Raw genomic sequence first — 24,236 nt, 5'->3', positions numbered from 1 at the left:
GACCGGGAACGACCGTGCCGCCCTGCGCGTCGAACCACTCGTGATCGACAGACTGCTCGCGGCTCAGGACGGCGTGGTCACGTCCGCACACGCTCGAGCTGCCGGCCTGAGCTCGGACGCTCTCGAACGACGAGTCCGCTCGGGACGGTGGCGACGGGTGAGTCCCGGCGTGTACGTCGCCCTCGACCGACCGTTCACCGACACAGCGCGGGTGCGGTGCGCAGTGTGGTCGACCACCAGCGGAGTGCTCACCGGGACGAGCGCCGCGTTCTGGTTGGGCCTGACGACGCATCTCCCGCCGCTGGTCGAGGTCACCGTTCCGCTCACCGCGTCGGGACGCCCCGCGCCGGGGGTTCGGTTGCGCCGCCGCACTCTCGATGCGGCAGACATCGTCGAGGTCCGCCGTGTCCGCGTCTCCGGTCTGGCGCTGACGGTGCTCGAGGCATCCGTCGTTCTCGGCCAGGAGGTCATGGACCGGCAGCTGCAGCGGCACGCGACTCTTCTGGGCCTACGGCGGGCGCAGGACCGCAATCGCGGACGACACGGCAGCACGGAAGCAGAGCGGTTGTTGCGGGCGGCCGAGTCCGGCGCTCGATCGGAGGCGGAGCGACTCGTTGTTCGCCTGCTCACCGTATCCGGGCTCCGCGGGTGGGTGGTGAACCATCCGTTCGGCGGGTACGTGCTCGACATCGCGTTCCCGTTGCAGCGCTTGGCGATCGAGATCGACGGGTGGGCATTCCACTCCGACAGCGCGGCCTTCCAGCGTGACCGTATCCGGCAGAACGTGCTGAGCGCGTCGTGGACGGTGCTGCGCTACACCTGGCGCGACCTGACCGAGCGTCCCGGCGACGTGATCGCGGAGATCCGCGCGCTCGTCGATCGTGTGCAGTGATCCGCGGTATCCGCGGATCACTGCACACAAGCCAGCGCTACTCGGTGGGACGTGAGGACGACCAGCGTTTCCGGGCCGCGGTGGCCGAGGCGTCGTCGAGCTCACCGAACAGCCGCAGCCGCGACAGTCCGCCGTCCGGGTAGACGTCCAGACGCAGGTGCGTCGCGGCAGGCGAGGCATCCAGGGCGAACCGGTGCCGTGTGTCCGGGGCGACGGCCGTTCGCGGCAGGAGTTCGTGCCACGCGCCCTCGCCGCGGACGTCGGCGGTGCGCGCATCCACGGTGGTGACACGGACCCACCCGGGGGCGTTGCCGACGTAGTAGCTCGTGTCCACTTCGAGGTGGCGGGGAACACCCGCGGCCGCCAGTGCGAACACCGCGAAGTCGTTGCCTCCGTGTCGTCGTCGCGCGTTCTCCCAGCCCTCACCCATGTTGCGCGCGCGGCCCGGCATGATGATGTTGGCCGGCGAAGAGTAGAACGCGTCGGAGCACTCCGTCAGGACGGCGCCGTTCTCCGCGGCGAGCAGGTCGACCGTCCCCGTCAGGAACCTCGGGTCCGGGACCACCTCGCCGTGCACCCGGAGTCGGGCCACGCCCCCGTCGGGAAAGATGTTGAGGCGCACATGTGTCCACCGGTGGCTATCGTCGACGACGTAGGCGTTCGCGGTGCCGCCGAGTGCCGGCGATCTCTCGACGAGGGTGTGCCAGTCGGCCTTCTCCAGCTCCTCGCTCGACGGGTGGCCCTCGACGCAGGCCCCGTCGACGGACACGAACGGCGGGTAGTTGCCGAGGAAGTGTGCCGTGTCGACGATGACGCCGTGCACGATGCCGGCGGCACCGAGTCGGACGATCGCCCAGTCGTGTCCGTCGTCGCGGCGGCGGCGTGTCTCCCACCCGTCGTAGACCTTGCCCTTGTGCCCGAAGTCGTGGGGGTCGAAGAATGGGGGTTCCGGCCGGATCAGGTTCTCCCGCTGGGCGAACAGTTCGTCGTTCGCCGCGCTGACGCTTCCTCCCAAGGCTCGGGAGGCGAGGTCGACGTGGGCGGTGAACGCAGCGGTGGTCATGAAACTCCTTCAGTGAGGTACGAGGTGGCGATGGTCGCGCCGATCCGCCGGAGCAGCGTCGGAGCGTGGCGCATCGACGCGGCGAGATCGGGTTCGAGATCGGCGAGCGAGTAGGAGCGAACGATGCCGTGGTCGAGTAGGCGATCGGGTGCGAGCGTGATTCGGCCGGCGACGGCGATCACCGGGATGCCCTCGTCGCGGGCGACGTGGGCGACGCCGACCGGGACTTTGCCGTGCAGGCTCTGCTCGTCCAGCGATCCCTCACCGGTGACCACGAGGTCTGCCGACGCCAGCCGGCGACGGAAGTCGACCAGGTCGAGCACGGTATCGATCCCGGACCGCACCGTCGCCCCCAGCACTGCCATCGCGCCGAAGGCAGTTCCGCCGGCTGCGCCCGCACCGGGCCGATCGGCGTGGGCAGCGCCCGCGACCTCCGCCCATCGCGTCATCGCCTGCTCGAGGACACGCACTGCGTCCGGGCCGGCGCCCTTCTGTGGTGCGTACACGGCGGTGGCGCCCGCAGGGCCGAGCAGTGGATTGTCGACGTCGCACGCGAGTTGGAAGGAGACACCGGCCACCGCGGACGTCATCGCGTCGAGATCCAACGTCGCCGCCTCGCGCAACGCCGCACCGCCGCCGGTGATCTCACGGCCACGGGCGTCGAGGATACGCACACCCAGTCCGCGGAGCATGCCGGCGCCGCCGTCGGTGGAGGCGCTGCCGCCCAGCCCGATGATCACGGTCCGCACTCCGGCGGCAAGCGCGTGGGAGATGACGGTTCCGAGTCCGAACGTGCTCGCCGCCAGAGCATTCGGGGTTCCGCCCGGTAGTAGGGACAATCCCACCGTGGAGGCGAGTTCGACGACCGCGGTGGCTCCCCGCCGCGCGTACGAGGAGTCGACAGGCATGCCCGTCGGACCGGTCGTGGACACGGGCACGCGGTCCCACCCGGCGGCGACGGCGGCGTCGACCGTGCCGTCGCCGCCGTCCGCCACCGGCAGCCGCACGACGTCCCACGACGGTGCGACGGTCGCGATGCCCTGGGCCAGGGCATCGGCGACCTCGATCGCCGTCGCCGACCCCTTGAATTTGTCGGGCGAGAGGAGAACGCGCGGCATCCTCAGTCCAACATCAGCAGTGCCGTGGGTGCATCGGCGGACGATCGCGCAAGATCCTCGAACTCGCCGACATTGTCCAGCTCGGTGCCCATCGCGATGTTCGTGACGCGCTCCAGCACGATCTCGACGACGACGGGAACCTTGTGCTCGGCCGCCAGGGTGCGGGCCGAGGCGAGTGCGTCCGCGATCGCATCCGGCTCGGTGACGCGCAACGCCTTACAGCCCAGCCCCTCCGCGACGGCAACGTGATCGACGCCGTAGCCCTTGGGGATGCCCGGTTCACCGTCGACAGGATCTCGGTGGTTGATGTTGTCGAACCCGAGCTGCACACAGAAGTCCATGTCGAAGGCGCGCTGGGCCTGCCGGATCAGACCGAGGTACGAATTGTTCACCAGCACATGCACGTAGGGGAGGTTGAACTGTGCGCCGACGGCCAACTCCTCGATCATGAACTGGAAGTCGTAGTCGCCGGAGAGACCCACGACCGGTGTGCTCGGGTCCGCCGCGACCACACCGAGCGCGGCGGGGATCGTCCACCCCAGTGGACCGGCCTGGCCACAGTTGATCCAGTTGCGCGGCTCATAGACGTGCAGGAACTGTCCGCCCGCGATCTGCGACAGCCCGATCGTCGTGACGTAGCGGGTGTCCCGGCCGAAGACACGGTTCATCTCCTCGTACACGCGCTGCGGCTTGATCGGGACGTCGTCGAAGTGCGTGCGACGCTGCATGGTCCGCTTCCGCGTCGCGCACTCCTCCACCCAGCCCGTGAGGTCGCGGAGCGCACCGGCCGCGCGGCGGTCCCGTGCGACGGCGACGAACTGTTCCAGTGCTGCCGCAGCGTCCGAGATGATGCCGTAGTCGGGGGCGAACACCCGTCCGATCTGAGTCGGCTCGATGTCGACGTGGACGAACGTCCGCGTCCCGCGGTAGGTGTCCAGGCCACCGGTGTGTCGGTTGGCCCACCGGTTCCCGATGCCGATGACGAAGTCCGAGGCGAGCAGCGTCGCGTTGCCGTAACGGTGCGAGGTCTGCAGCCCGACCATCCCCGCGGCGAGCCGGTGATCGTCGGGAATGGTGCCCCAGCCCATCAGCGTGGGGATCACGGGGACGTTCAGGATCTCGGCCAACTCGACCAGCAGGTCCGACGCGTCGGCATTGACTATGCCGCCGCCGGCGACGATCAACGGTCGATCGGCGGCGAGCAGCATGTCGATCGCCCTCTCGGCCTGCGCCCGCGAGGCATGCGGCTTGTGCACCGGCAGTGACTGATACGTGTCGGGGTCGAACTCGATCTCGGCCATCTGCACGTCGATGGGCAGGTCGATCAGGACGGGACCGGGGCGCCCGGACCGCATCAGGTGGAACGCCTGCGCGAAAGCGCCGGGCACCTGCGCGGGCTCGAGGACCGTCATGGCCATCTTCGTCACCGGTGCGGCGATCGACGCGATGTCGACGGCCTGAAAGTCTTCCTTGTGCAGTCGGGCCACCGGTGCCTGGCCCGTGATGGCCAGTACGGGAACGGAATCCGCCATCGCGGAGTAGAGACCGGTGATCATGTCGGTGCCGGCGGGCCCGGAGGTGCCGATACAGATGCCGATGTTGCCGGCCTTCGCTCGGGTGAATCCCTCCGCCATGTGGGACGCGCCCTCGACGTGGCGGGCCAGGACGTGCCGGATGCCGCCGTGCGCCCGCATGGCCGAGTAGAAGGGGTTGATCGCGGCGCCGGGCAGACCGAACGCCGTGGTGGCGCCTTCGAGTTCGAGAATCTTGACCGCGGCGTCGGCCGCGCGCATGCGGGTCATCGGCTCGCCTTCCCGGACAGCTGCTCGACGCCGCGGAACAGGGCCGAGTGGTCGAGTCCGCCATCGCCGTTGGCGCGTGCCGACGCCATCATTTGAGCGAGCAGGGCGCCCATCGGCGTGACGACACCCGCCTCGCGTGCCGCGGAGCCGACGATGCCGAGGTCCTTGTGGTGCAGGTCGATCCGGAACCCGGGCTCGAACGATCGGTCGAGCATCTTCTGTGCCTTCTGCTTCAGGACTGCCGATCCGGCGAGGCCGCCCCCCAGAACCTCGACGGCGGCGCGCATGTCGACGCCGTAGGCCTCGAGGAAGACGATCGCCTCCGCGAGCACCTGGATGTTGCCGGCCACGATCAATTGGTTGGCGGCCTTGACGGTCTGCCCGGAGCCGTTGGGTCCGACGTGGACGACGGTCGAGCCCACCACGTCGAGAATGGGCCTGGCCGACTCGACGTCCTCGGCGCTGCCGCCCACCATGATCGACAGGGCCCGGTTCTCGGCGCCGGCCTGACCGCCCGACACCGGCGCGTCGATGATGCGGAACCCTCGTGACCGGGCCTCCTGCGCCAGCGCGCTGGTGACGTCCGGTCGGATGCTGGAGAAGTCGATGATCAGGGCGTCTGCAGGTGCGTTGTCGAACACCCCGCCCTCGCCGGTGAGGACGTCCTGGACGTCGGGGGAGTCGGGCACCATGACCGCGATGACGTCCGCGCCGGTCACCGCCTTGGCGATCGACTCGGCCGCGGTGCCGCCGGCCTCGACCAGTGGTGCGGTGCGGTCGGGTGTGAGGTTGTACCCGACCACCTGATGGCCGGCATGTGCGAGGTGGACGGCCATGGGGCTGCCCATGATGCCGAGTCCGATGAATGCGATGGTGCTCATGGCGGATCCTTACGTGGAGTGCGAGTGGGTGAGCCAGTCGAAGGCGGTGTCCCGAGCGGCCTTGTATTCGAGTCCGATGACACCGCGGTAGCCGTTCTCGGCGAGGCGCGCGAGGTGCGCGTCCAGATCGAGGGCGCCGCTGCCGGGTGCACCGCGACCGGGCGAGTCAGCAATTTGGACGTGTCCGATCAGGGCGGCCCGGGTGTCGATGACCGCGGCGACGTCGTCACCGTTGACGTCGAGGTGGTACAGGTCGGCGAGCAGTCGGAGCGAGTCGACGCCGCGGGCGGCGACCCGGTCGATCACGGCGACCGCGTCCGCGGCCGTCGTCAGCGGGTAGGCGGGAGCTCCGCTCACCGGCTCGATCAGGACGACTCCACCGAGTCGGGCGACGGCGGTGCCGGCGGCCACCAGGTTGTCGGTGGCGACGCGGTCCTGTTCGACGGGATCGACCCCCTCGAGCCGATTGCCGTAGAGCGCGTTGAACGCTCGGGTACCGAGTCGCTCACCGATTCCGACCGTGACGTCGATGTTGTCGCGGAACGCCGCGATCTGTGCCGGGTCTGACAGGATTCCCCGATCACCGGCCGGCATGTCGCCCGCGGCGAAGTTCAGCCCGGTCAGTCGGACCCCGGCATCCTCGACCGCGGTGACGAAGGCGTCCACCTCGCGGTCGGCGGGCACGGGAGAGGCGAAGGGCCACCAGAACTCGACGGCGTCGAATCCGAGATCCCGAGCGAGCCGAGGGCGCTCGAGGAGGGGCACCTCGGTCAACAGGATCGAGCAGTTGACCGCGTACGTCCACGTCTCGCCGCCGCTCACGAGACGTCGCCGGACGACGGGGCGGTGAGCCCGCGGTACCGCCGCCAGCTGCCGGCGGCGGTGATGTCCGTCAGGCCCGTGTGGTCGTCGAGCAGTATGCCGGGCCGAAGACCCACGGCGAGAACGGAATCACCGTTCTCGAGCTGCACGACCGTCAGTTCGAGCTCGGGTGGCTCGTCGGGCAGGAACCGAGCGCGGATGTCGTTCATCGGGACGTCGTACAGCTCACCCTCGATGGCGGCGCCGCCGTCCGGGGCGAGCACCAGGGCCGGGAACTCGTCCCGTACCGAGTAGAAGCGGTAGTCGGGTGTGGTGCGCACGGTGCCGAGGAAGGTGTGGGCGGCGACGTTGTGGTGCAGAACGCCACCACGCATAGCGTCGCCGTTGCAGAAGAGTCGAGCCATCGAATGGACCTCCAGAATCCGTATTGTGGAATAAATATTCCGCGGATGCGTCGAGTGTCACGGGTCACAGTGGGGATGTCAACCCCTGGACCGCGCCGTGCGAGGCGCTGCGGATCGAGGGTTGACAGCGCGTGTGACCGCTGTCACTCTTCGTTCTATGGAATTGCTGTTTCGCGATACGGAATCCAAGACCCCCGCGAATGACGGCGGAGAAGAGCACCTCCGTCACTGCCTCGACATCCCCCGGTGGGGCCGGGCGCTGCTCGCGCTGACGCCCTTCGCGGACGAGAGATCGCTGCACAGCGCGGTGATGTCGGTGGCCGCCCCGTTCACGCCCGCCGAGATCGACGGTGCGCTCCGGCACCATCCGCGCATCGGGGACCGGCCCGTCGGTGACGACGCCGGCGCCGCGTTCGCACGCTCGGAGCAGTCCGGCGTGGACAGCTCCGATGCGCGGGTCGTCGCTCGGCTCGCCGCCGGCAACGAGGAGTACGAATCGCGATTCGGTCGGGTGTTCCTCGTCAGAGCGGCCGGCCGGAGTGCCGCCGACGTGATCGCCGAGCTCGATCGGCGGCTGGGTCACGACGAGTCGACCGAACTCCGCGAGATCGAGGACGCTCTGCGTCAGATCGCCGCTGTGCGGCTCCTGGGACCGGGTGTCCTGTGACCGAGCCCGCTCACGTCACGACGCACGTACTCGATGCAGCCGATGGTGTTCCCGCACAGGGCATGTCGGTCGCACTGGTGCGTGAACGCGACGGCGTGACCCTGGCCTCGCGCGTGACGGACGCGCAGGGCCGCATCACCGATCTCGGTCCCGCCCGCCTCGAACCGGGCGTCTACCGGCTGACCTTCGACACCGCGTCCTACTTCGCGCGCGGGGGCCGTCCGACCTTCTATCCACGGATCGACATCGCCGTCGACATCCGTTCCGCTGACGAGCACTACCACGTACCGATCCTTCTCAGCCCGTTCGCGTACACGACCTATCGAGGGAGCTAGACATGAGCACGATCGTTCTCGGAGCCAACCAGTACGGCAAGGCCGAATGCCGCCTCGTGCGCATCGACAGGGAGACCCCGCGCCACCGCATCACCGACATCTCGGTCACGTCGCAGTTGCGAGGAGGTCTGTCCGCGGCGCACACCGACGGCGACAACGGTCATGTCGTCGCGACCGACACACAGAAGAACACCGTGTACGCGTTCGCACGCCACGGGATCGGTGCCATCGAGGAGTTCGCGCTGCGTCTCGGGCGGCACTTCACCACCGATTTCGACTGGATCACCGGCGGCCGCTGGGAGATAGAGCAGTACTCGTGGGACCGCATCCCGACGGGACCGGAAGGGCACGATCACTCCTTCGTCCGTGCCGGCGACGAGAAGCGCACCACCATCGTGACCGTGGACGGCGACGACACCTGGATCGTCTCGGGCCTCAGCGATCTCGTGGTGCTCAAGTCGACGGGCTCGGAGTTCTGGGGCTTCCCCACCGACAGATACACCACTCTGCAGGAGACGACGGATCGCATCCTCGCCACCTCGGTGAGTGCACGGTGGCGGTACCTCACCACCGAGCTCGATTTCGACAACACGTTCACCGACGTCCGGTCCATCATGCTCGAGACCTTCGCGACGGTGCATTCACTGGGGTTGCAGCAGAGCCTGTTCCAGATGGGGACGAAAGTTCTGGAGGCGCATCCCGAGATCGGCGAGATCAGGTTCTCGATGCCCAACAAACACCACTTCCTCGTCGACCTGGAACCGTTCGGGCTCGACAACCCCGGCGAGGTGTTCTACGCCGCGGACCGGCCCTACGGGCTCATCGAGGCCACCGTCGAACGTGACGACGCCCCCGACGCCGGCCGGGCGTGGGACACCGTTCCCGGATTCTGCTAGGAGACGGCGATGACACGCGCAGCGCACGATCCCGCCCGCCCGGAGGACGAGCGGCTGAGTCTCGGCAAGACCTACGTCTACGGCCTGCAACACATCCTGACGATGTACGGCGGGGTCATCGCGCCTCCGCTCATCGTCGGCGGCGCCGCCGGTCTGTCCGGTACCGACATCGCGATCCTGGTGTCGGCGGCCCTGTTCGTCAGCGGCGCGGCGACTCTGCTCCAGACACTCGGGTTGCCGTTCGTGGGCGCCAAGCTACCTCTGGTGCAGGGCATCTCGTTCGCCTCCGTGTCCACGATGGTGGCCGTCGCGAGTGGGCCCGGTGGGCTGAACGCGGTGTTCGGCGCCATCATCGCCGCCGGTGCCATCGGCATCCTCGTCACACCGTTCTTCAGCAGGATCGTCCGCTTCTTCCCACCGGTGGTCACCGGCACCATCATCACGGTCATCGGAATCTCGTTGCTGCCCGTGGCCTGTCGGTGGGCCATGGGTGGGACGGAGTCCGCGCCGGACTGGGGGTCGACCTCGAACATCGGGTTGGCCGGTGTCAGTCTCCTCGTCGTCCTCGTCGTCAGCCGGTTCGCGCAGGGCACAGTGTCGCGCCTGTCCATCCTGATCGGCATCGTCGTCGGCACAATTGTCGCGTCGCTCGTCGGCGAGGCCGACTTCGGTGACGTGGGCACGGGCGCGATCTTCAGTCTCCCGGAGCCGTTCGCCTTCGGGACGCCCGTCTTCCAGATCGGGGCGATCATCTCGATGGTCGTGGTCATCCTGGTGATCATGACCGAGACGACGGCCGACATCCTCGCGGTGGGCGAGATCGTCGGCACCGACGTCGATTCCCGCCGCGTCGGGGACGGTCTCCGGGCCGACATGCTCGCCACCACCGTTGCCCCGATCTTCGGAACGTTCCCCGCGAGTGCCTTCGCACAGAACGTCGGCCTCGTGGCGGTGACTGGCATCAAGAGCAGGTTCGTGGTCGCCGCCGGTGGATCGGTCCTGCTGGTGCTGGGGTTGTTTCCCGTCCTCGGACGTCTCGTCGCCGCGGTACCACTGCCCGTGCTGGGCGGCGCCGGCATCGTGTTGTTCGGTTCGGTGGCGGCGAGCGGCATTCGCACCCTGTCGAAGGTCGACTTCGACGGCAACCTGAATCTCGTGATCGTGGCCGTGGCCATCGGATTCGGCGTGCTTCCCATCGCCGTGCCCGGATTCTGGTCGGCGTTCCCGGAGTGGGTGCACGTGGTGTTCGACTCGGGAATCAGCGCGGCGAGCATCGTCGCGGTGATCCTCAACATCTTCTTCAACGAGATCACTGCCGGTCGACGGTCGTCGCCGTCGGTGGTCGCAGCGGCACCACCCATCGTGGTCGAGCGAAGGGAATGAGCCGTTTCTTCCGCCTGGTGGAATAGGCTCGGCGGCATGGAGTCCAGTGGCGGCGTGCAGTCGGTCGAGCGCGCGTTCGACCTTCTCGAGATCATGGCCGGTGCGGGCGGGTCGGTCGGTGTCAGCGAGCTGGCCGAGGCGGCCGAGCTGCCGATGCCGACCATCCATCGTCTGCTCAAGACCCTGGTGGCGCTGGGATACGCACGCCGACTCCCGTCGCGCCGGTACGCCCTGGGGACACGGCTCATCGCCCTCGGTGAGCGATCCGCCAAGCTCATCGGCTCGTGGGCTCGTCCCTATCTGGCGGAGCTCGTGTCGATCACGCACGAGACGTCTAACATGGCGTTCCTCGAGGACGACATGGCCGTGTACGTCGCGCAGGTGCCGTCCGAGCATGCGATGCGCATGTTCAACGAGGTGGGTCAGCGCGTGTTCCCGCACAGCACCGGGGTGGGAAAGGCGTTGCTCGCGCAGCTGCCCGACGAGGAGGTGCTCGCACTGCTCGCCCGGACGGGGATGGCGCCGAAGACGGTGAACACCCACACCACACCCGCGGCGCTCCTCGCAGATCTCGCCGTGATCCGCGAGCGCGGCTACTCCGTGGACGAGGGGGAGCAGGAGGTGGGGGTGCGGTGCTTCGCGGTTCCGGTGATCGGCGCCCCGACACTCACCGCGATCTCGATCGCGGGCCCGTCCGCCCGCGTCACCCCCGACACCGCGAACGACTATGTGCCACTGCTCGTCTCGGCCGCCGAGCGACTGGCGAAGGACCTGGCCGCGGACGGTCTCGGTCGCCGCTGACTAGACTCGATCCATGGCTGAACTGTGGGTCGATCGCACCGGGACACGTCGTTACACCGGCAAGAGTTCGCGCGGTGCCGAAGTGCTCATCGGGTCCGAGGACGTCGAGGGTGTCTTCACTCCCGGTGAGCTGCTCAAGATCGCTCTCGCGGCGTGCACGGGCATGAGCTCCGACCGTCCCCTCGCCCGCCGGCTCGGTGACGACTACGACGCGACCGTCCGGGTGTCGGGCGTCGCCGATCGTGACGAGGAGCGCTACCCGCGGCTCGAGGAGGTGCTGACGGTCGACCTCAGCGCCCTCGATCCGGAGGCCAGGGAACGGTTGCTCACCGTCGTCACCAAGGCCGTCGACAAGGTGTGCACGGTGGGGCGCACGTTGAAGGCGGGCACCGAGGTGGACCTCCGTATCGAGGTCGAGGAGTGACGGCAGTCGACCTCGAACGGCTGAGCGCGTGGGTCCACGGCAGTGTCCAGGGCGTCGGTTTCCGCTGGTGGACGCGGTCGCGCGCGTTGGAACTCGGGCTCGTCGGATCAGCGACCAACACGTCCGACGGCCGGGTGCACGTGGTCGCCGAGGGAGATCGAGCGGATCTCGAGGCGCTGCTCGCCGCACTGCGATCGGGTGACACCCCGGGCTCGGTGACCACCGTGGTGGACAACTGGGAATCCGCGCGCGGCGGACTCGACGGGTTCGTCGAACGCTGAGAGAGCAGGGCTGGGTAGTCTGAACCGCCATGCACCTCAAGAGTCTGACGCTGAAGGGCTTCAAGTCCTTCGCCTCGGCGACGACTCTGCGTTTCGAGCCCGGCATCACCTGCGTGGTGGGGCCCAACGGATCGGGCAAGTCGAATGTCGTCGACGCTCTGACCTGGGTCATGGGGGAGCAGGGCGCGAAGGCGCTGCGCGGCGGCAAGATGGAGGACGTCATCTTCGCCGGCACGTCCGGCCGCGCCCCGCTGGGCCGGGCCGAGGTGACGCTGACCATCGACAACAGCGACGGCGCGCTGCCGATCGACTATTCCGAGGTCTCGATCACCCGCCGCATGTTCCGCGACGGTGCCGGCGAGTACGAGATCAACGGCAGCTCGTGCCGACTGATGGACGTCCAGGAACTGCTCAGCGACTCGGGTATCGGCCGTGAGATGCACGTCATCGTCGGTCAGGGTCGACTCGCCGCCATTCTCGAGTCGCGGCCGGAGGACCGTCGCGCCTTCATCGAGGAGGCCGCCGGCGTCCTCAAGCACCGCAAGCGCAAAGAGAAGGCCGTCCGCAAGCTCGACTCCATGCAGGCCAACCTCGCGCGTCTGACGGACCTCACCACCGAACTGCGTCGGCAGCTCAAGCCCCTGGGCCGACAGGCCGAGGTGGCCCGGCGCGCGCAGACCGTGCAGGCGGACCTCCGCGACGCGCGCCTGCGCATCGCCGCCGACGATCTGATGACACGCCGGACCGAACTGGCGGAACAGTCGCACGACGAGACGAAGGCTCGCGAGGAGTACGCCGCTGTCCAGGACGCGTTGGCCGAGGGCGAGGCGGTGCTGGCCGAGGGCGAGCAGGACCTCGCGCGACTCACCCCGAGCGCGGAGGCGGCGGCGCAGACGTGGTTCCAGCTGTCCGCTCTCGCCGAGCGTGTCGGCGCCACCGTGCGCATCGCGACCGAGCGGGCACGTCACCTCGGTGACGAGCCGGAGGACCGCCGCGGTCCCGACCCGGACGAGCTCGAGCAGCGTGCGGACCGGGTCGCCGAGGAGGAGCTGCAGCTGACCGAGGCGGTGGAGTTCGCGCGCGCCACCCTCGATGCCGCGAGGGAGCAGCTCGCGGAACGGGAAGCGGCCGCGGCGGACGCGGAGCGCGCCCACGCCGCTGCCGTGCGCGCCGTCGCCGACCGCAGGGAGGGCCTCGCGCGACTCTCCGGTCAGGTGGACGGGCTGCGCGCTCGGGCCGAGTCGTACGACACGGAGGTGGCCCGTCTCGCGACCGCGATCGAGGACGCGAGGCACCGCGGCGACGCCGCACAGGCCGAGTTCGACATCGTCCAGGAGAAGGTCGGCGAACTCGACGCCGGTGAGGCGGGACTGGACTCGCAGCACGAGAATGCTGTCGAGGCACTGGCCATCGCCGACGCCCGCGTCGCGGAACTGCAGACGGGAGAACGGGAGTCGAGCCAGCGAGTGGCATCGCTGCGCGCCCGGATCGACGCTCTCACGATGAACCTGGAACGCGGCGACGGCGGTGCGTGGCTGGGGGAGAAGCAACAGCACGGCGTCGTCGGCAGGTTGGGCGATCACCTCACCGTGCGGCCGGGGTACGAGGTGGCTGTGGCCGTGGCGCTGGGAGCCGCGGCCGACGCCGTGGTGGTCTCGTCGGTCGAGAACGCCCGCGAGGCGGTGTCGGCGCTCAAGAGCGAGGACGCCGGCCGCGCGGCGATCGTCTACCCCACGGGCGCGGCGTCCGAGGAGCGGACGATCGGCTCCGGCACCTCGATCCTGTCGGTGATCGAGGCGTCCGAGTCGGCGCGCGGCGCGCTCGCCTCGTTGTTGGCGGGCACCAGCGTCGTCGACACGCTGGAGGAGGCCACCGCCCTGGTCGAGGACAGCGCCGACGTGCGCGTCGTGACACGCGGCGGCGACCTGGTGGGGCGCGGGTGGATCACCGGTGGGTCGGACCGCCGACCCAGCACGCTCGAGGTGCAGGCGGCCATCGACGAGTCGGTGACCGAACTGGCGACGATGGAGCGTCGGACCGAGGAACTCGCCGCGGCGCTGTCCGGGGCGCTCGCCGAACAGGCGGACCGCCGGGAGGCCGCCGATCAGGCGTTGGCCGCGCTCACGGAGTCCGACGCCGCGATGTCCGCGGTGTACGAGCAACTCGGCCGACTGGGCCAGGTCGCCCGTGTCGCGCATGCCGAGTCGACCCGGCTGCAGTCCCAGCGCGAACGGGCCGAGCATCAGCGGGACGAGGCGGTGACCGCGCTCGCCGAACTGGAGGAGCGCGTGCGCCGGGCCGAGGACGACCAGGGCGGCGACGCCGACGGGGACGGTGAGGCGGAGGAGTGGGCGCGGGCCCGCGAGGACGCTGCCGCAGCGGTCACCGAGGTGCGCTCCGTGGAGGTCGAGGCCAGATTGTCCCTACGCACCGCCGAGGAGCGCGCCGACTCGGTCCGCGGCAAGGCCGACCAGCTCCGTCGGCAGGCACGGATGGAACGAGAAGGCCGTGCGCGGGCCGAGCGGGCACGGGCACGCCGCGTGCAGTCCGCTGCGGTGGCCGCCGCGGTCGCCGAGGCCGGGACTCGTGTCGCCGGACGGCTGGAGCGCGTCGTGGCGGACGCTGCCGTGCGCCGCGACGAACTGGCTCGCCGTCGTTCCGACCGAGCTGCCGAGCTGGACCGAACGCGGGAACAGGTTCGCGCCCTCGCCGCGCGCGCCACGCAGTTGACCGACGCGGTGCACCGCGACGAGGTGGCCAAGGCGCAGGCGGTGCTCCGCATCGAGCAGCTCGAACAGAACGTGGTGGAGCAGTTCTCCATCGCGCCCGACGACCTGATCGCCGAGTACGGACCCGACGTCACGCTGCCGCCGACCGACCTCGAGATGGCGGAGTACGAGCAGGCCAAGGAACGCGGCGAGCAGGTGGTGGCCCCGGCCCCGATGCCGTTCGACCGCGCGGAGCAGGAGCGCCGGGTCAAGCGTGCGGAGAAGGACCTCGCGACGCTGGGCAAGGTCAACCCGCTGGCGCTCGAGGAGTTCGCCGCCCTGGAGGAGCGCTACAACTTCCTGTCCACCCAGCTCGAGGACGTGAAGTCGGCGCGCAAGGATCTCTTGGGCGTGGTCGCGGACGTCGACGCCCGCATCCTGCAGGTGTTCACCGAGGCCTACGCCGACGTCGAGCGCGAGTTCGTCGGCGTCTTCGCCAAGCTCTTCCCGGGCGGTGAGGGCCGACTGGTACTGACCGACCCCTCGGACATGCTCACCACCGGCATCGAGGTCGAGGCCCGTCCGCCGGGCAAGAAGGTCAAGAGGTTGTCGCTGTTGTCCGGCGGCGAGAAGTCGCTCACCGCGGTCGCGATGCTCGTGGCCATCTTCCGGGCCCGGCCGTCCCCGTTCTACGTCATGGACGAGGTCGAGGCGGCGCTGGACGACACGAACCTCCGTCGCCTCATCGGCCTGTTCGAGCAGCTGCGGGAGAAGTCGCAGCTCATCGTCATCACGCACCAGAAACCCACCATGGAGGTGGCCGACGCGCTGTACGGCGTGAGCATGCGCGGCGACGGCATCACGACGGTGATCTCGCAGCGGCTGCCCAAGCGTGCCGTCCTCGAGCCCGCGGGGGAGGTGGCGACTCCCGAGCCACCGTCCTGACAGGATGGTCGACGTGACTACCGAACTGTGGATCGTCGTGGCGGCCGTCCTCGCACTGCTCGTCGTCGTGCTCGTCGTCGGGTTGGTGTTGCAGCGTCGTCGCCGCATCTCCCTGGCCCGTCCGGACACCACCGAGCAGGTCCGCGAGGTCGACCGATCGGGTGGCTACAAGGCCGGGACCGGATTCGACTTCTCGCAGGGCACGGCGGCTCCGCCCGAGCCGGCGCCCCGGAAGCCGATCCCCGAACCCACCCTCGAGCGCACCGACACCGACGATCAGCCGCGGGTCGGTGACGACGCGTCGGTTCCTCGCGACGCACCCAAGCGGGGCATCACCGACATCTCGCTGCCGGACCCGGTGCTCGACGAGCCCGCTCCGGCCACGGAGGCACCGACTGTCGAGACCCCGCCCGTGGTCGTCCCTCCGGTGGAGGAGGAGACGCCCGCAGAACCGCCGAGCTCCGCTCCGGTGCTCGACGAGATCGAGCCGACGTCGGGCCGCCTGACCAAGCTGCGCGGTCGACTGTCGCGATCGCAGAACGCCGTGGGCCGGTCGTTGCTCGGACTGCTCGGTGGCGGCGACCTCGACGAGGACTCGTGGGAGGAGGTCGAGGACACCCTCCTCGTCGCCGACCTGGGGAGTGCGGCGACCGCCGAGATCGTCGCGACGCTGCGTGAACAGATGGCCGTGCGCAACGTGCGGACGGAGCCCGAGGCCCGCGCCCTGCTGCGCGAGGTGCTGATCGAGCAGCTCACCCCGTCGTTCGACCGCTCGATCCGTGCGCTGCCGCACGGTGACCGGCCGTCGGTCCTGCTCGTCGTCGGCGTCAACGGCACCGGCAAGACCACGACGACCGGCAAGCTCGCCCGCGTCCTGGTGGCGGACGGTCGTCGGGTCGTGCTGGGCGCGGCCGACACCTTCCGCGCCGCGGCGGCCGACCAGCTGCAGACGTGGGCCGAGCGCGTGGGTGCCGAGGTGGTGCGCGGCAAGGAGGGCGCCGATCCGGCCGCCGTCGCGTTCGACGCCGTGACGCGCGGGATCGCCGACGGAGTCGACGCCGTGCTCATCGACACGGCGGGCCGACTGCACACCAAGACCGGACTGATGGACGAGCTGGGAAAGGTCAAGCGCGTCATCGAGAAGAAGGCGCCCGTCGACGACGTCCTGCTCGTGCTCGACGCGACCATCGGTCAGAACGGTCTCGCGCAGGCCCGGGTCTTCGCTCAGGTCGTCGACATCACCGGCGTCGTGCTGACCAAGCTGGACGGCACCGCCAAGGGCGGCATCGTGTTCCAGGTGCAGCGTGAACTCGGTGTCCCGGTGAAGCTCGTGGGCCTCGGTGAGGGCGCCGACGACCTCGCTCCGTTCGAGCCCGGCGCGTTCGTCGACGCTCTTCTGGGCTGACCGCGAGCCCCGCTCGTGCCGCCGAGAATTCGACTCTCGTCGAGTCCTCGGCGGCCGAATCGGGTGAAAAGACCGAGACGCAACACGGTCGCAACATGATTCGGCTGTGCGTTCACACCGACGAAACACCGCAGTGTCGTCGCCGAAACGTCGAGTGAGCACCCTTCTCCTCAGGTCGTCAGCCGCCATCGGCTGGGGCGAGGAAGAAGGAGGAGGCTCAAGGTGGATTTTCCCACTATCGGTGCGCCCGACACCGGTGACACCGCATGGATGCTGACAAGCGCGGCATTCGTGTTGCTCATGGTTCCGGGTCTTGCGTTCTTCTACGGCGGCATGGTCCGCGCGAAGAGCGTGCTGAACATGATCATGATGAGCATCAGCGCGATGGGCGTCGTCGGCGTTCTCTGGGTGCTGTACGGCTACTCGGTCACCTTCGGCGAGGACAAGGGCAACCTGATCGGTGACCCGTTCCAGTACTTCGGGCTCAAGGGCCTGATCGGCGGAACGTACCTCGCGTCCGAGGACGAGGCCGGTGTGCTCACCGATGCCGCGATCCCGCTCGTCGGCACCATCCCCGCGACCGTGTTCGTCTCCTTCCAGGCCATGTTCGCGATCCTGACGGTCGCGCTCATCTCCGGCGCTGTCGCCGACCGCATGCGCTTCGGACCGTGGCTGCTGTTCGCCGGACTGTGGGCGACCCTCGTCTACTTCCCGGTCGCGCACTGGGTCTTCTCCTTCGACGAGGTCACCACCACGACCGGTGGTTGGATCGCCAACAAGCTCGCGGCGGTCGACTTCGCCGGCGGTACCGCCGTCCACATCAACGCGGGTGCCGCGGGTCTGGTGCTCGCCGTCATCCTGGGCAAGCGCAAGGGATGGCCGGGTACTCCGTTCCGCCCCCACAACCTGCCGTTCGTCATGCTGGGTGCCGGCCTCCTCTGGTTCGGTTGGTTCGGCTTCAACGCCGGTTCCGCCGTCGGCTCCAACGGCATCGCCGGTGCCACCTTCGTCACCACCATCGCGGCCACGGCCGCAGCCATGCTGGCCTGGCTCCTCACGGAGCGCATCCGTGACGGGCACGCGACGAGTCTCGGTGGTGCGTCGGGCATCGTCGCCGGACTCGTGGCCATCACCCCGGCCTGCTCCTCGGTCAACATCCTCGGTGCACTCGTCATCGGCGTCGTCGCCGGTGTGCTCTGCGCACTGGCCGTCGGCCTGAAGTTCAAGTTCGGTTTCGACGACTCGCTCGATGTCGTCGGCGTCCACCTCGTCGGCGGTCTGGTGGGCACGCTGCTCGTCGGACTGGTCGCCACCTCCGAGGCGCCGGCCGGTGTCGAGGGGCTGTTCTACGGCGGCGGATTCGACCAGCTGTGGCGTCAGGCAGTCGGTGCCGGTGCGGTGCTGCTCTACTCTCTGGTGGGTACGACCATCGTCGCGCTCATCGTCAAGTACACCGTGGGCCTCCGGATCGACGACGATGGTGAATCCATGGGAGCCGACGAATCGGAACATGCCGAGACCGCCTACGACTTTGCGGCACTCGGTGGGTCAACACTGGGACGCGTTCCCAGCAAGGAGGCGTGAGACATGAAGTTGATCACTGCAATCGTCAAGCCGTTCACTCTCGAGGACGTCAAGACGGCTCTCGAGCAGGCAGGCGTTCTCGGTATGACCGTGAGCGAGGTACAGGGGTACGGCCGACAGAAGGGCCACACCGAGGTCTACCGCGGTGCCGAGTACTCCGTGGACTTCGTTCCCAAGGTGCGCGTCGAGGTCGTCGTGGACGATGCGGCCGTGGACAAGGTCGTCGAGGTGATCGTCGAGGCAGCCCGTACCGGCAAGATCGGTGACGGCAAGGTCTGGGTCTCGCCCGTGGAGGCCGTCGTGCGCGTGCGCACCGGCGAGCGTGGCTCCGACGCTCTGTAGTTCCCGTCAGTCCGGCCGCGGATCCGCCTCGTTCGACGGGGCGGATCCGCGGCCGATCTGTTTCTCGGCGACACGACACCAGAAGGAGTGAGCCCCGTGGGAGGTTCCGAAGCAGCGGCGGATCTCGTCCGAGCGCGCGAGCAACTGCTCGCCGGCCAGGGCCGGAATCGACGACTGGACGCGACGGCGCTGCGCCAGGCGCTCGTCGATCTGCACGAGTTCTGGCTGACCACCAAGGGTTCCGAGGTGGGCATCAAGCCGGACAGCGGATTCGCCATCGTCGCCGTCGGCGGCCTGGGTCGCCGCGAGATGCTGCCGTACTCGGACCTGGACCTGGTGCTGTTGCACGACGATCTCGATCCCGCGCTCGTCAGCGGTGTGGCCGACCAACTCTGGTACCCGCTGTGGGACGCGCACATCAAGCTCGATCACAGTGTCCGCACGGTTCCGCAGGCTCTGGACGTGGCCGCCCACGACATGACCGCGGCCCTCGGTCTGCTCGACGCCCGACACATCGTGGGCGACGCCGAACTCAGTTCGATGTTGATCGACGGGACCCGGCGTCAGTGGCGCATCGGGATCCGCGATCGGTTCGACGAACTGCACGCGCTGACCCGCACTCGCTGGGGGCGTAGCGGCGAGATCGCCCACCGGGCCGAGCCCGATCTCAAGAGTGGACGCGGCGGACTGCGCGACGTGCAGCTGCTCGACGCGCTCTCCATCGCGCAGCTCACCGACGCGATGCCGGGCCTCGGGCCCGAATCACCGGGCGGTGGACTGGATTTCGCTCACCGACGGATCCTCGACGTCCGTACCGAGCTGCACCGGGTGGCGGGCCGTGCCCGTGATCAGCTGCGAGCGCAGGACGCGGACGAGATCGCCGCCGCGCTCCGTATCGGCGATCGGTTCGATCTCGCACGCGTACTGAGTGATTCGGCGCGCACCATCGTCTACTCGACGGACGTGGGCCTGCGTACCGCCGGGAATGCCATACCGCGACGCGGACTCTCGCGGCTCCGCCGGGTACCTGTGCGTCGGCCCCTGGACGAGGGGGTCGTCGAGCACGCCGGCGAGGTGGTGCTGGCGCGGGACGCCCGCCCCAACAAGGATCCGGGACTGATCATGCGTGTCGCTGCGGCCTCCGCGGTGACAGGGATGCCGATGTCCGCGTCGACCCTGGGCCGGCTGTCCGACAGTGCACCGGAACTGCGCGAGCCGTGGCCGAAGGAGGCACTGAACGACCTGCTGGTGGTCCTCGGATCCGGCCGCCGCGCCATCGACGCGATCGAGGCTCTGGACCGGACGGGCCTGTGGGGGCGTCTGCTTCCCGAGTGGGGGGCGGTGCGCGACCTGCCGCCGCGCGACGCCGTGCACACCTGGACCGTGGATCGCCATCTCGTCGAGACCGCCGCTCACGCGAGCGGTTTCACCACCCGGGTCGCGAGGCCCGACCTGCTGGTCCTCGGGGCACTGCTGCACGACATCGGCAAGGGCCGCGGGGGAGACCACAGCATCGTCGGCGCGGATCTGGCCACGCAGGTGGGCAAGCGGCTCGGTCTGTGGCCGTCGGACGTCCGGCTGCTCGAGGCGATGGTGCGCCACCATCTGCTCCTGCCGGACACCGCGACCCGACGCGACCTGGACGATCCCGCGACGGTGCAGCGGGTGGTCGACGCGCTGGACGGCGATCCGATCCTGCTCGAACTCCTGCACGCGCTGGCCGAGGCGGACTCGCTCGCGACGGGACCCGGTGTCTGGGGGGACTGGAAGTCCTCGCTCATCGGTGAGCTCGTGCGGCGCTGCCGCATGATCATGGCCGGTGAATCACTGCCGACGCCCGATCCGATCGACGCGGCGCTCGCGGCCCGCGCCGCCGAGGGCGGAGTCGACGTCGATCTGCAGCCGTCGGACAGTCCGCACACGTTCGAGGTGACGGTGACCGCGCCGGACAGGCTCGGCCTGCTGTCCAACGCGTCGGGCGTGCTCGCTCTGGCCGCGCTGCGGGTGCTGTCCGCGTCCGTGGTCAGCGCGAACGGGTTCGCGATCAACCGCTTCGTCGTCACGCCCACCTTCGGGGCGCCGCCCCAGCCCGGCCTGCTGCGCCAGGAGCTCATCCGGGCACTCGACGGGGACCTCGACCTGCTCGCGCAACTCGACCTCAAGGAGGCCGGGGCACGGATCGCCGCGTCGGACGGCGATCTCGGAGCGCTCGACTCGTCGGAGGTGCTGCTGTACGCGCAGGCGCCGCCGCGGGTGCTGTGGTTCGACGGTCCGGACGGTGACTCCGTGATCGTGGAGGTCCGCGCCGAGGATCGGCTCGGGCTGCTGTGCCGGCTCTCGTCCGTCTTCGAGAAGCACGGTGCCGACGTGCGCTGGGCCAAGGTCACCACCCGCGGATCCTCGGTGGTGGACGCGTTCTGCGTCGACACCAGCGGGGCGTCGGAGGGCGGCGCCGGATCGCGGGCACAGCGCGAGGAGCTCGAACGCGCGCTGCTGGCCGTCGTCCCCGCCCTGCGTCCGAAGGAGCCCGAGTCGGACGACTGAGGTACGCGTCGGGCCGGGCCACCGCCGGGTCGATCGACCGTTAGTCTGGTCGACGGAGTCTTCACTTCTCTCGCGATGTTCAGGAGTATCGGTGTTCGAATCACTGTCCGACAGATTGACCGGAAGCCTCAAGGATCTGAGAGGCAAGGGTCGGCTCTCGGGCGCCGACATCGATGCGGTGTGCCGCGAGATCCGCCTGGCACTGCTCGACGCCGACGTCGCGCTGCCGGTCGTGCGCGCTTTCATCACTCGGATCAAGGAGCGCGCGAAGGGCGCCGAGGTCTCCGCTGCTCTCAACCCCGCGCAGCAGGTCGTCAAGATCGTCAACGACGAGCTCGTCGGCATCCTCGGTGGCGAGACCCGGCGGGTGGAGTTCGCGAAGAACCCGCCGACCGTCATCATGCTGGCCGGTCTGCAGGGCTCCGGTAAGACGACACTCGCCGGCAAGCTAGCCAAGTGGCTCAAGGACCAGAACCACACCCCGCTCCTCGTGGCCTGCGACCTCCAGCGCCCCGGTGCGGTGAGTCAGCTCCAGATCGTCGGCGAGCGTGCGGGCGCCGCCGTCTTCGCGCCGCATCCGGGCACGTCGATCGGCGGCGGCGAGAATGCCCTCGGCGTGACCGCGGCCGATCCGGTGGAGGTCGCTCGCGCCGGTGTCGCGGAGGCCAGGGCCAAGCAGTACGACGTCGTCATCGTCGACACCGCGGGCCGTCTCGGTATCGACACCGAGCTCATGGGCCAGGCCGCCGGTATCCGCGACGCGACGAACCCCGACGAGATCCTGTTCGTGCTCGACGCGATGATCGGCCAGGACGCCGTCAGCACGGCGCAGGCCTTCCAGGACGGTGTCGGCTTCACCGGCGTCGTGCTGACCAAGCTCGACGGCGACGCCCGCGGTGGCGCCGCGCTGAGCGTCCGCGAGGTCACCGGTCGACCGATCATGTTCGCGTCGACGGGCGAGAAGCTCGAGGACTTCGAGATCTTCCACCCGGATCGCATGGCGAGCCGCATCCTCGGCATGGGCGACCTGCTCAGCCTCATCGAGCAGGCCGAGACCGTCTTCGACGCGAAGCAGGCGGAGGACACCGCCGCGAAGATCGGGTCCGGCCAGTTGACGCTCGAGGACTTCCTCGAGCAGATGATGGCGATCCGCAAGATGGGACCGATCGGCAACCTGCTCGGCATGCTGCCCGGTGCCGGTCAGATGAAGGACGCCCTCGCGTCGGTGGACGACAAGCAGCTCGACCGCGTGCAGGCCATCATCCGCGGTATGACACCCGCCGAGCGGGCCGATCCGAAGATGATCAACGCCTCCCGTCGTCTGCGCATCGCCAACGGTTCCGGTGTGAAGGTCTCCGACGTCAACCAGCTCGTCGACCGCTTCTTCGAGGCCCGCAAGATGATGGCGTCGATGGCCGGCCGCATGGGCATGCCCGGCGCGCGCAAGCAGGTTCAGCGCAGCAACAAGAAGGGCAAGAAGGGGAAGAAGGGCGGTCGCGGACCCACACCGCCGAAGGGCGTGCGGGGAGGCTTCCCCGGTATGCCGGGCGGAATGCCCGCGGGGATGCCCGATCTGTCCTCGATGCCGAAGGGCCTCGACCAGCTTCCGCCGGGCCTCGAGGGCATCGACCTGTCGCAGCTGAAGCTCCCCAAGAAGTAGGGCGGAGCACGCGGTGCGCATCTCGCCGAGTCTGCATCTGCGCGGCGTCGTGCTGCCCGGCCACGACGAGGTGGACGTCTGGGTGCGAGACGGCCTCGTTTCACTGGATCCGGTTCCCGGTGCCACCACGGTGGCGCGGGGCGGCTGGATCGTTCCGGGTCTCGTCGACGCGCACTGCCATGTCGGTATCACGTACGGCGGCGGGCACGAGGATCACGACGGCACCGTCGCGCAGGCCACCACCGAGCGCGAGGTGGGTGCGCTGCTGCTGCGTGACGCGGGATCGCCCGTCGACACCCGCGCACTCGACGACCACGAGGATCTGCCGCGCATCATCCGCGCGGGTCGGCACATCGCGATGCCCAAGCGCTACATTCCCGGCCTCGCCGTCGATCTCGAGGACGAGTCGCAACTGCCCGAGGCCGTGGCTCAGCAGGCGCGCCTCGGCGACGGGTGGGTCAAGCTGGTCGGCGACTGGATCGACCGCGAGGTCGGCGACCTCGCACCCTTGTGGGACGACGCGGTCCTGCGCCGGGCCATCGACGCCGCCCACGCCGAGGGCGCCCGGGTCACTGCGCACGTCTTCGGCGAGGACGCGCTGCCCGGGCTGATCGGTGCCGGCATCGACTGCATCGAACACGGCACCGGCCTGACCGACGAGACCATCGAGATGATGGTCGAGCACGGAACCGCACTGGTGCCCACGCTCATCAACATCGAGACATTTCCGTCGATCGCCGACTCGGCCACCCGCTACCCGCGCTACGCCGATCACATGCGCGATCTGCACGCCCGAGTGGCGGACACGGTGGGGCGCGCGCACGACGCCGGAGTCCCGATCTACGCGGGCACCGACGCGGGCGGCAGCATCGAGCACGGGCGGGTGGCCGACGAGGTGGCGGCGCTGGTGGGCGTGGGCCTGTCGCCGACCGACGCCCTGGGTGCGGCCAGTTGGACGGCGCGGCGGTGGCTCGGGCGTGCGGGCATCGAGCACGGCGCACCCGCGGATCTGGTGTTCTACTCCACGGACCCACGAACCGGGCCGGACGTCCTGTCGGCGCCGGACGTGGTGGTCTTGCGCGGCCGGATCTGGTGACCGGGCTGGGATTATGACGCTCGGGCAGCGTCTGGCAGAATAAGTCGCTGTTCGCCCGTCTCCGGTTCCGTACCGAGCGGCGGTCACAACACCCATCCACCGCAAAACCGGGTGCGCATGCCGTGCGCATCGCTGAATTGCGCCGTGACCAGCGGTCGCGTCCTGCGACCACATCGAAAGAGG

Annotated in this window: 21 protein-coding genes; 15 read left to right on the top strand and 6 right to left on the bottom strand. The window is 69.3% G+C overall.

The genetic code is table 11. The features are described 5' to 3' along the window. The first annotated feature begins 40 nt into the window (after positions 1–40). On the top strand, positions 41–892 hold the full coding sequence (locus HQ308_RS02720; protein WP_222645359.1) for a type IV toxin-antitoxin system AbiEi family antitoxin domain-containing protein: 852 nt from the start codon (positions 41–43) through the stop codon (positions 890–892). A gap of 37 nt (positions 893–929) precedes the next feature. Here the strand turns inward: HQ308_RS02720 and alc are convergent, their stop codons facing one another. Genes alc through HQ308_RS02690 form a run of 6 tightly spaced genes read right to left on the bottom strand, consistent with a single transcriptional unit; the run spans position 930 to position 6,982 of the window. Next, complete coding sequence (gene alc / locus HQ308_RS02715; protein ID WP_222645358.1) at positions 930–1,955, bottom strand: allantoicase; 1,026 nt, start codon at positions 1,953–1,955, stop codon at positions 930–932. Beyond that, on the bottom strand, positions 1,952–3,073 hold the full coding sequence (locus HQ308_RS02710) for a glycerate kinase (protein WP_222645357.1): 1,122 nt from the start codon (positions 3,071–3,073) through the stop codon (positions 1,952–1,954). Before HQ308_RS02710 ends, alc begins: the two co-directional genes overlap by 4 nt. A 2-nt stretch (positions 3,074–3,075) precedes the next feature. After that, complete coding sequence (gcl, locus tag HQ308_RS02705; protein ID WP_222645356.1) at positions 3,076–4,875, bottom strand: glyoxylate carboligase; 1,800 nt, start codon at positions 4,873–4,875, stop codon at positions 3,076–3,078. Further along, complete coding sequence (locus tag HQ308_RS02700) at positions 4,872–5,756, bottom strand: 2-hydroxy-3-oxopropionate reductase (RefSeq protein WP_222645355.1); 885 nt, start codon at positions 5,754–5,756, stop codon at positions 4,872–4,874. The genes gcl and HQ308_RS02700 overlap by 4 nt, the downstream gene beginning before the upstream one ends. 9 nt (positions 5,757–5,765) lie before the next feature. Further along, complete coding sequence (locus HQ308_RS02695; RefSeq protein ID WP_222645354.1) at positions 5,766–6,578, bottom strand: hydroxypyruvate isomerase family protein; 813 nt, start codon at positions 6,576–6,578, stop codon at positions 5,766–5,768. Continuing rightward, positions 6,575–6,982: a gamma-glutamylcyclotransferase gene (locus tag HQ308_RS02690; protein ID WP_222637729.1), complete on the bottom strand. Its 408-nt coding sequence runs from the start codon at positions 6,980–6,982 to the stop codon at positions 6,575–6,577. The genes HQ308_RS02695 and HQ308_RS02690 overlap by 4 nt, the downstream gene beginning before the upstream one ends. Before the next feature lie 157 nt (positions 6,983–7,139). Between HQ308_RS02690 and uraD the strand changes: the two genes are divergently transcribed. The 14 genes from uraD to HQ308_RS02620 all read left to right on the top strand — a co-directional run bounded on the left by uraD (position 7,140) and on the right by HQ308_RS02620 (position 24,053). Continuing rightward, positions 7,140–7,649, top strand: coding sequence for a 2-oxo-4-hydroxy-4-carboxy-5-ureidoimidazoline decarboxylase (gene uraD / locus HQ308_RS02685; protein WP_222645353.1), 510 nt, complete (start codon positions 7,140–7,142; stop codon positions 7,647–7,649). Then, positions 7,646–7,984: a hydroxyisourate hydrolase gene (gene uraH / locus HQ308_RS02680; RefSeq protein WP_222645352.1), complete on the top strand. Its 339-nt coding sequence runs from the start codon at positions 7,646–7,648 to the stop codon at positions 7,982–7,984. The genes uraD and uraH overlap by 4 nt, the downstream gene beginning before the upstream one ends. A 2-nt stretch (positions 7,985–7,986) precedes the next feature. After that, the gene (gene pucL, locus HQ308_RS02675) at positions 7,987–8,880 is read left to right on the top strand and encodes a factor-independent urate hydroxylase (protein WP_222645351.1); all 894 of its coding nucleotides are present in this window, start codon (positions 7,987–7,989) and stop codon (positions 8,878–8,880) included. A 9-nt stretch (positions 8,881–8,889) separates the two neighbouring features. Then, positions 8,890–10,263 (top strand): nucleobase:cation symporter-2 family protein, encoded by a 1,374-nt coding sequence (locus HQ308_RS02670; RefSeq protein ID WP_222645350.1) that lies wholly within the window; start codon positions 8,890–8,892, stop codon positions 10,261–10,263. A 36-nt stretch (positions 10,264–10,299) separates the two neighbouring features. Then, complete coding sequence (locus tag HQ308_RS02665) at positions 10,300–11,064, top strand: IclR family transcriptional regulator (RefSeq protein ID WP_027505003.1); 765 nt, start codon at positions 10,300–10,302, stop codon at positions 11,062–11,064. A gap of 13 nt (positions 11,065–11,077) precedes the next feature. Further along, positions 11,078–11,488, top strand: coding sequence for an OsmC family protein (locus HQ308_RS02660; RefSeq protein WP_027505004.1), 411 nt, complete (start codon positions 11,078–11,080; stop codon positions 11,486–11,488). Further along, on the top strand, positions 11,485–11,769 hold the full coding sequence (locus tag HQ308_RS02655; RefSeq protein WP_027505005.1) for an acylphosphatase: 285 nt from the start codon (positions 11,485–11,487) through the stop codon (positions 11,767–11,769). Before HQ308_RS02660 ends, HQ308_RS02655 begins: the two co-directional genes overlap by 4 nt. Before the next feature lie 29 nt (positions 11,770–11,798). After that, positions 11,799–15,422 carry a chromosome segregation protein SMC gene (smc, locus tag HQ308_RS02650; protein WP_222645349.1) on the top strand — a complete coding sequence of 1,208 codons (3,624 nt, stop codon included), beginning with the start codon at positions 11,799–11,801 and terminating at the stop codon, positions 15,420–15,422. A 4-nt stretch (positions 15,423–15,426) separates the two neighbouring features. Continuing rightward, complete coding sequence (ftsY, locus tag HQ308_RS02645; protein ID WP_222645348.1) at positions 15,427–16,827, top strand: signal recognition particle-docking protein FtsY; 1,401 nt, start codon at positions 15,427–15,429, stop codon at positions 16,825–16,827. Positions 16,828–17,049: 222 nt separating this feature from the next. Further along, positions 17,050–18,411 carry an ammonium transporter gene (locus HQ308_RS02640; RefSeq protein WP_027505008.1) on the top strand — a complete coding sequence of 454 codons (1,362 nt, stop codon included), beginning with the start codon at positions 17,050–17,052 and terminating at the stop codon, positions 18,409–18,411. Between the two features lie 3 nt (positions 18,412–18,414). Then, a complete protein-coding gene (locus HQ308_RS02635) occupies positions 18,415–18,753 on the top strand; it encodes a P-II family nitrogen regulator (RefSeq protein ID WP_027505009.1) in 339 nt (112 codons plus the stop codon). Between the two features lie 57 nt (positions 18,754–18,810). Continuing rightward, positions 18,811–21,297 (top strand): [protein-PII] uridylyltransferase, encoded by a 2,487-nt coding sequence (locus HQ308_RS02630; protein WP_261775694.1) that lies wholly within the window; start codon positions 18,811–18,813, stop codon positions 21,295–21,297. A gap of 91 nt (positions 21,298–21,388) precedes the next feature. After that, entirely contained in the window at positions 21,389–22,957 is a 1,569-nt protein-coding gene (ffh, locus tag HQ308_RS02625) for a signal recognition particle protein (RefSeq protein WP_056445067.1), read from the top strand. A 31-nt stretch (positions 22,958–22,988) separates the two neighbouring features. Continuing rightward, entirely contained in the window at positions 22,989–24,053 is a 1,065-nt protein-coding gene (locus HQ308_RS02620) for an amidohydrolase family protein (RefSeq protein ID WP_222637819.1), read from the top strand. Positions 24,054–24,236: the final 183 nt, after the last annotated feature.

This window comes from Rhodococcus sp. BP-241, from assembly GCF_019836145.1.
Classification (GTDB): Bacteria; Actinomycetota; Actinomycetes; order Mycobacteriales; family Mycobacteriaceae; genus Rhodococcoides.
Note: the sequence above shows the minus strand (reverse complement) of the source record. Positions and strands in the feature narration are given on the sequence as shown.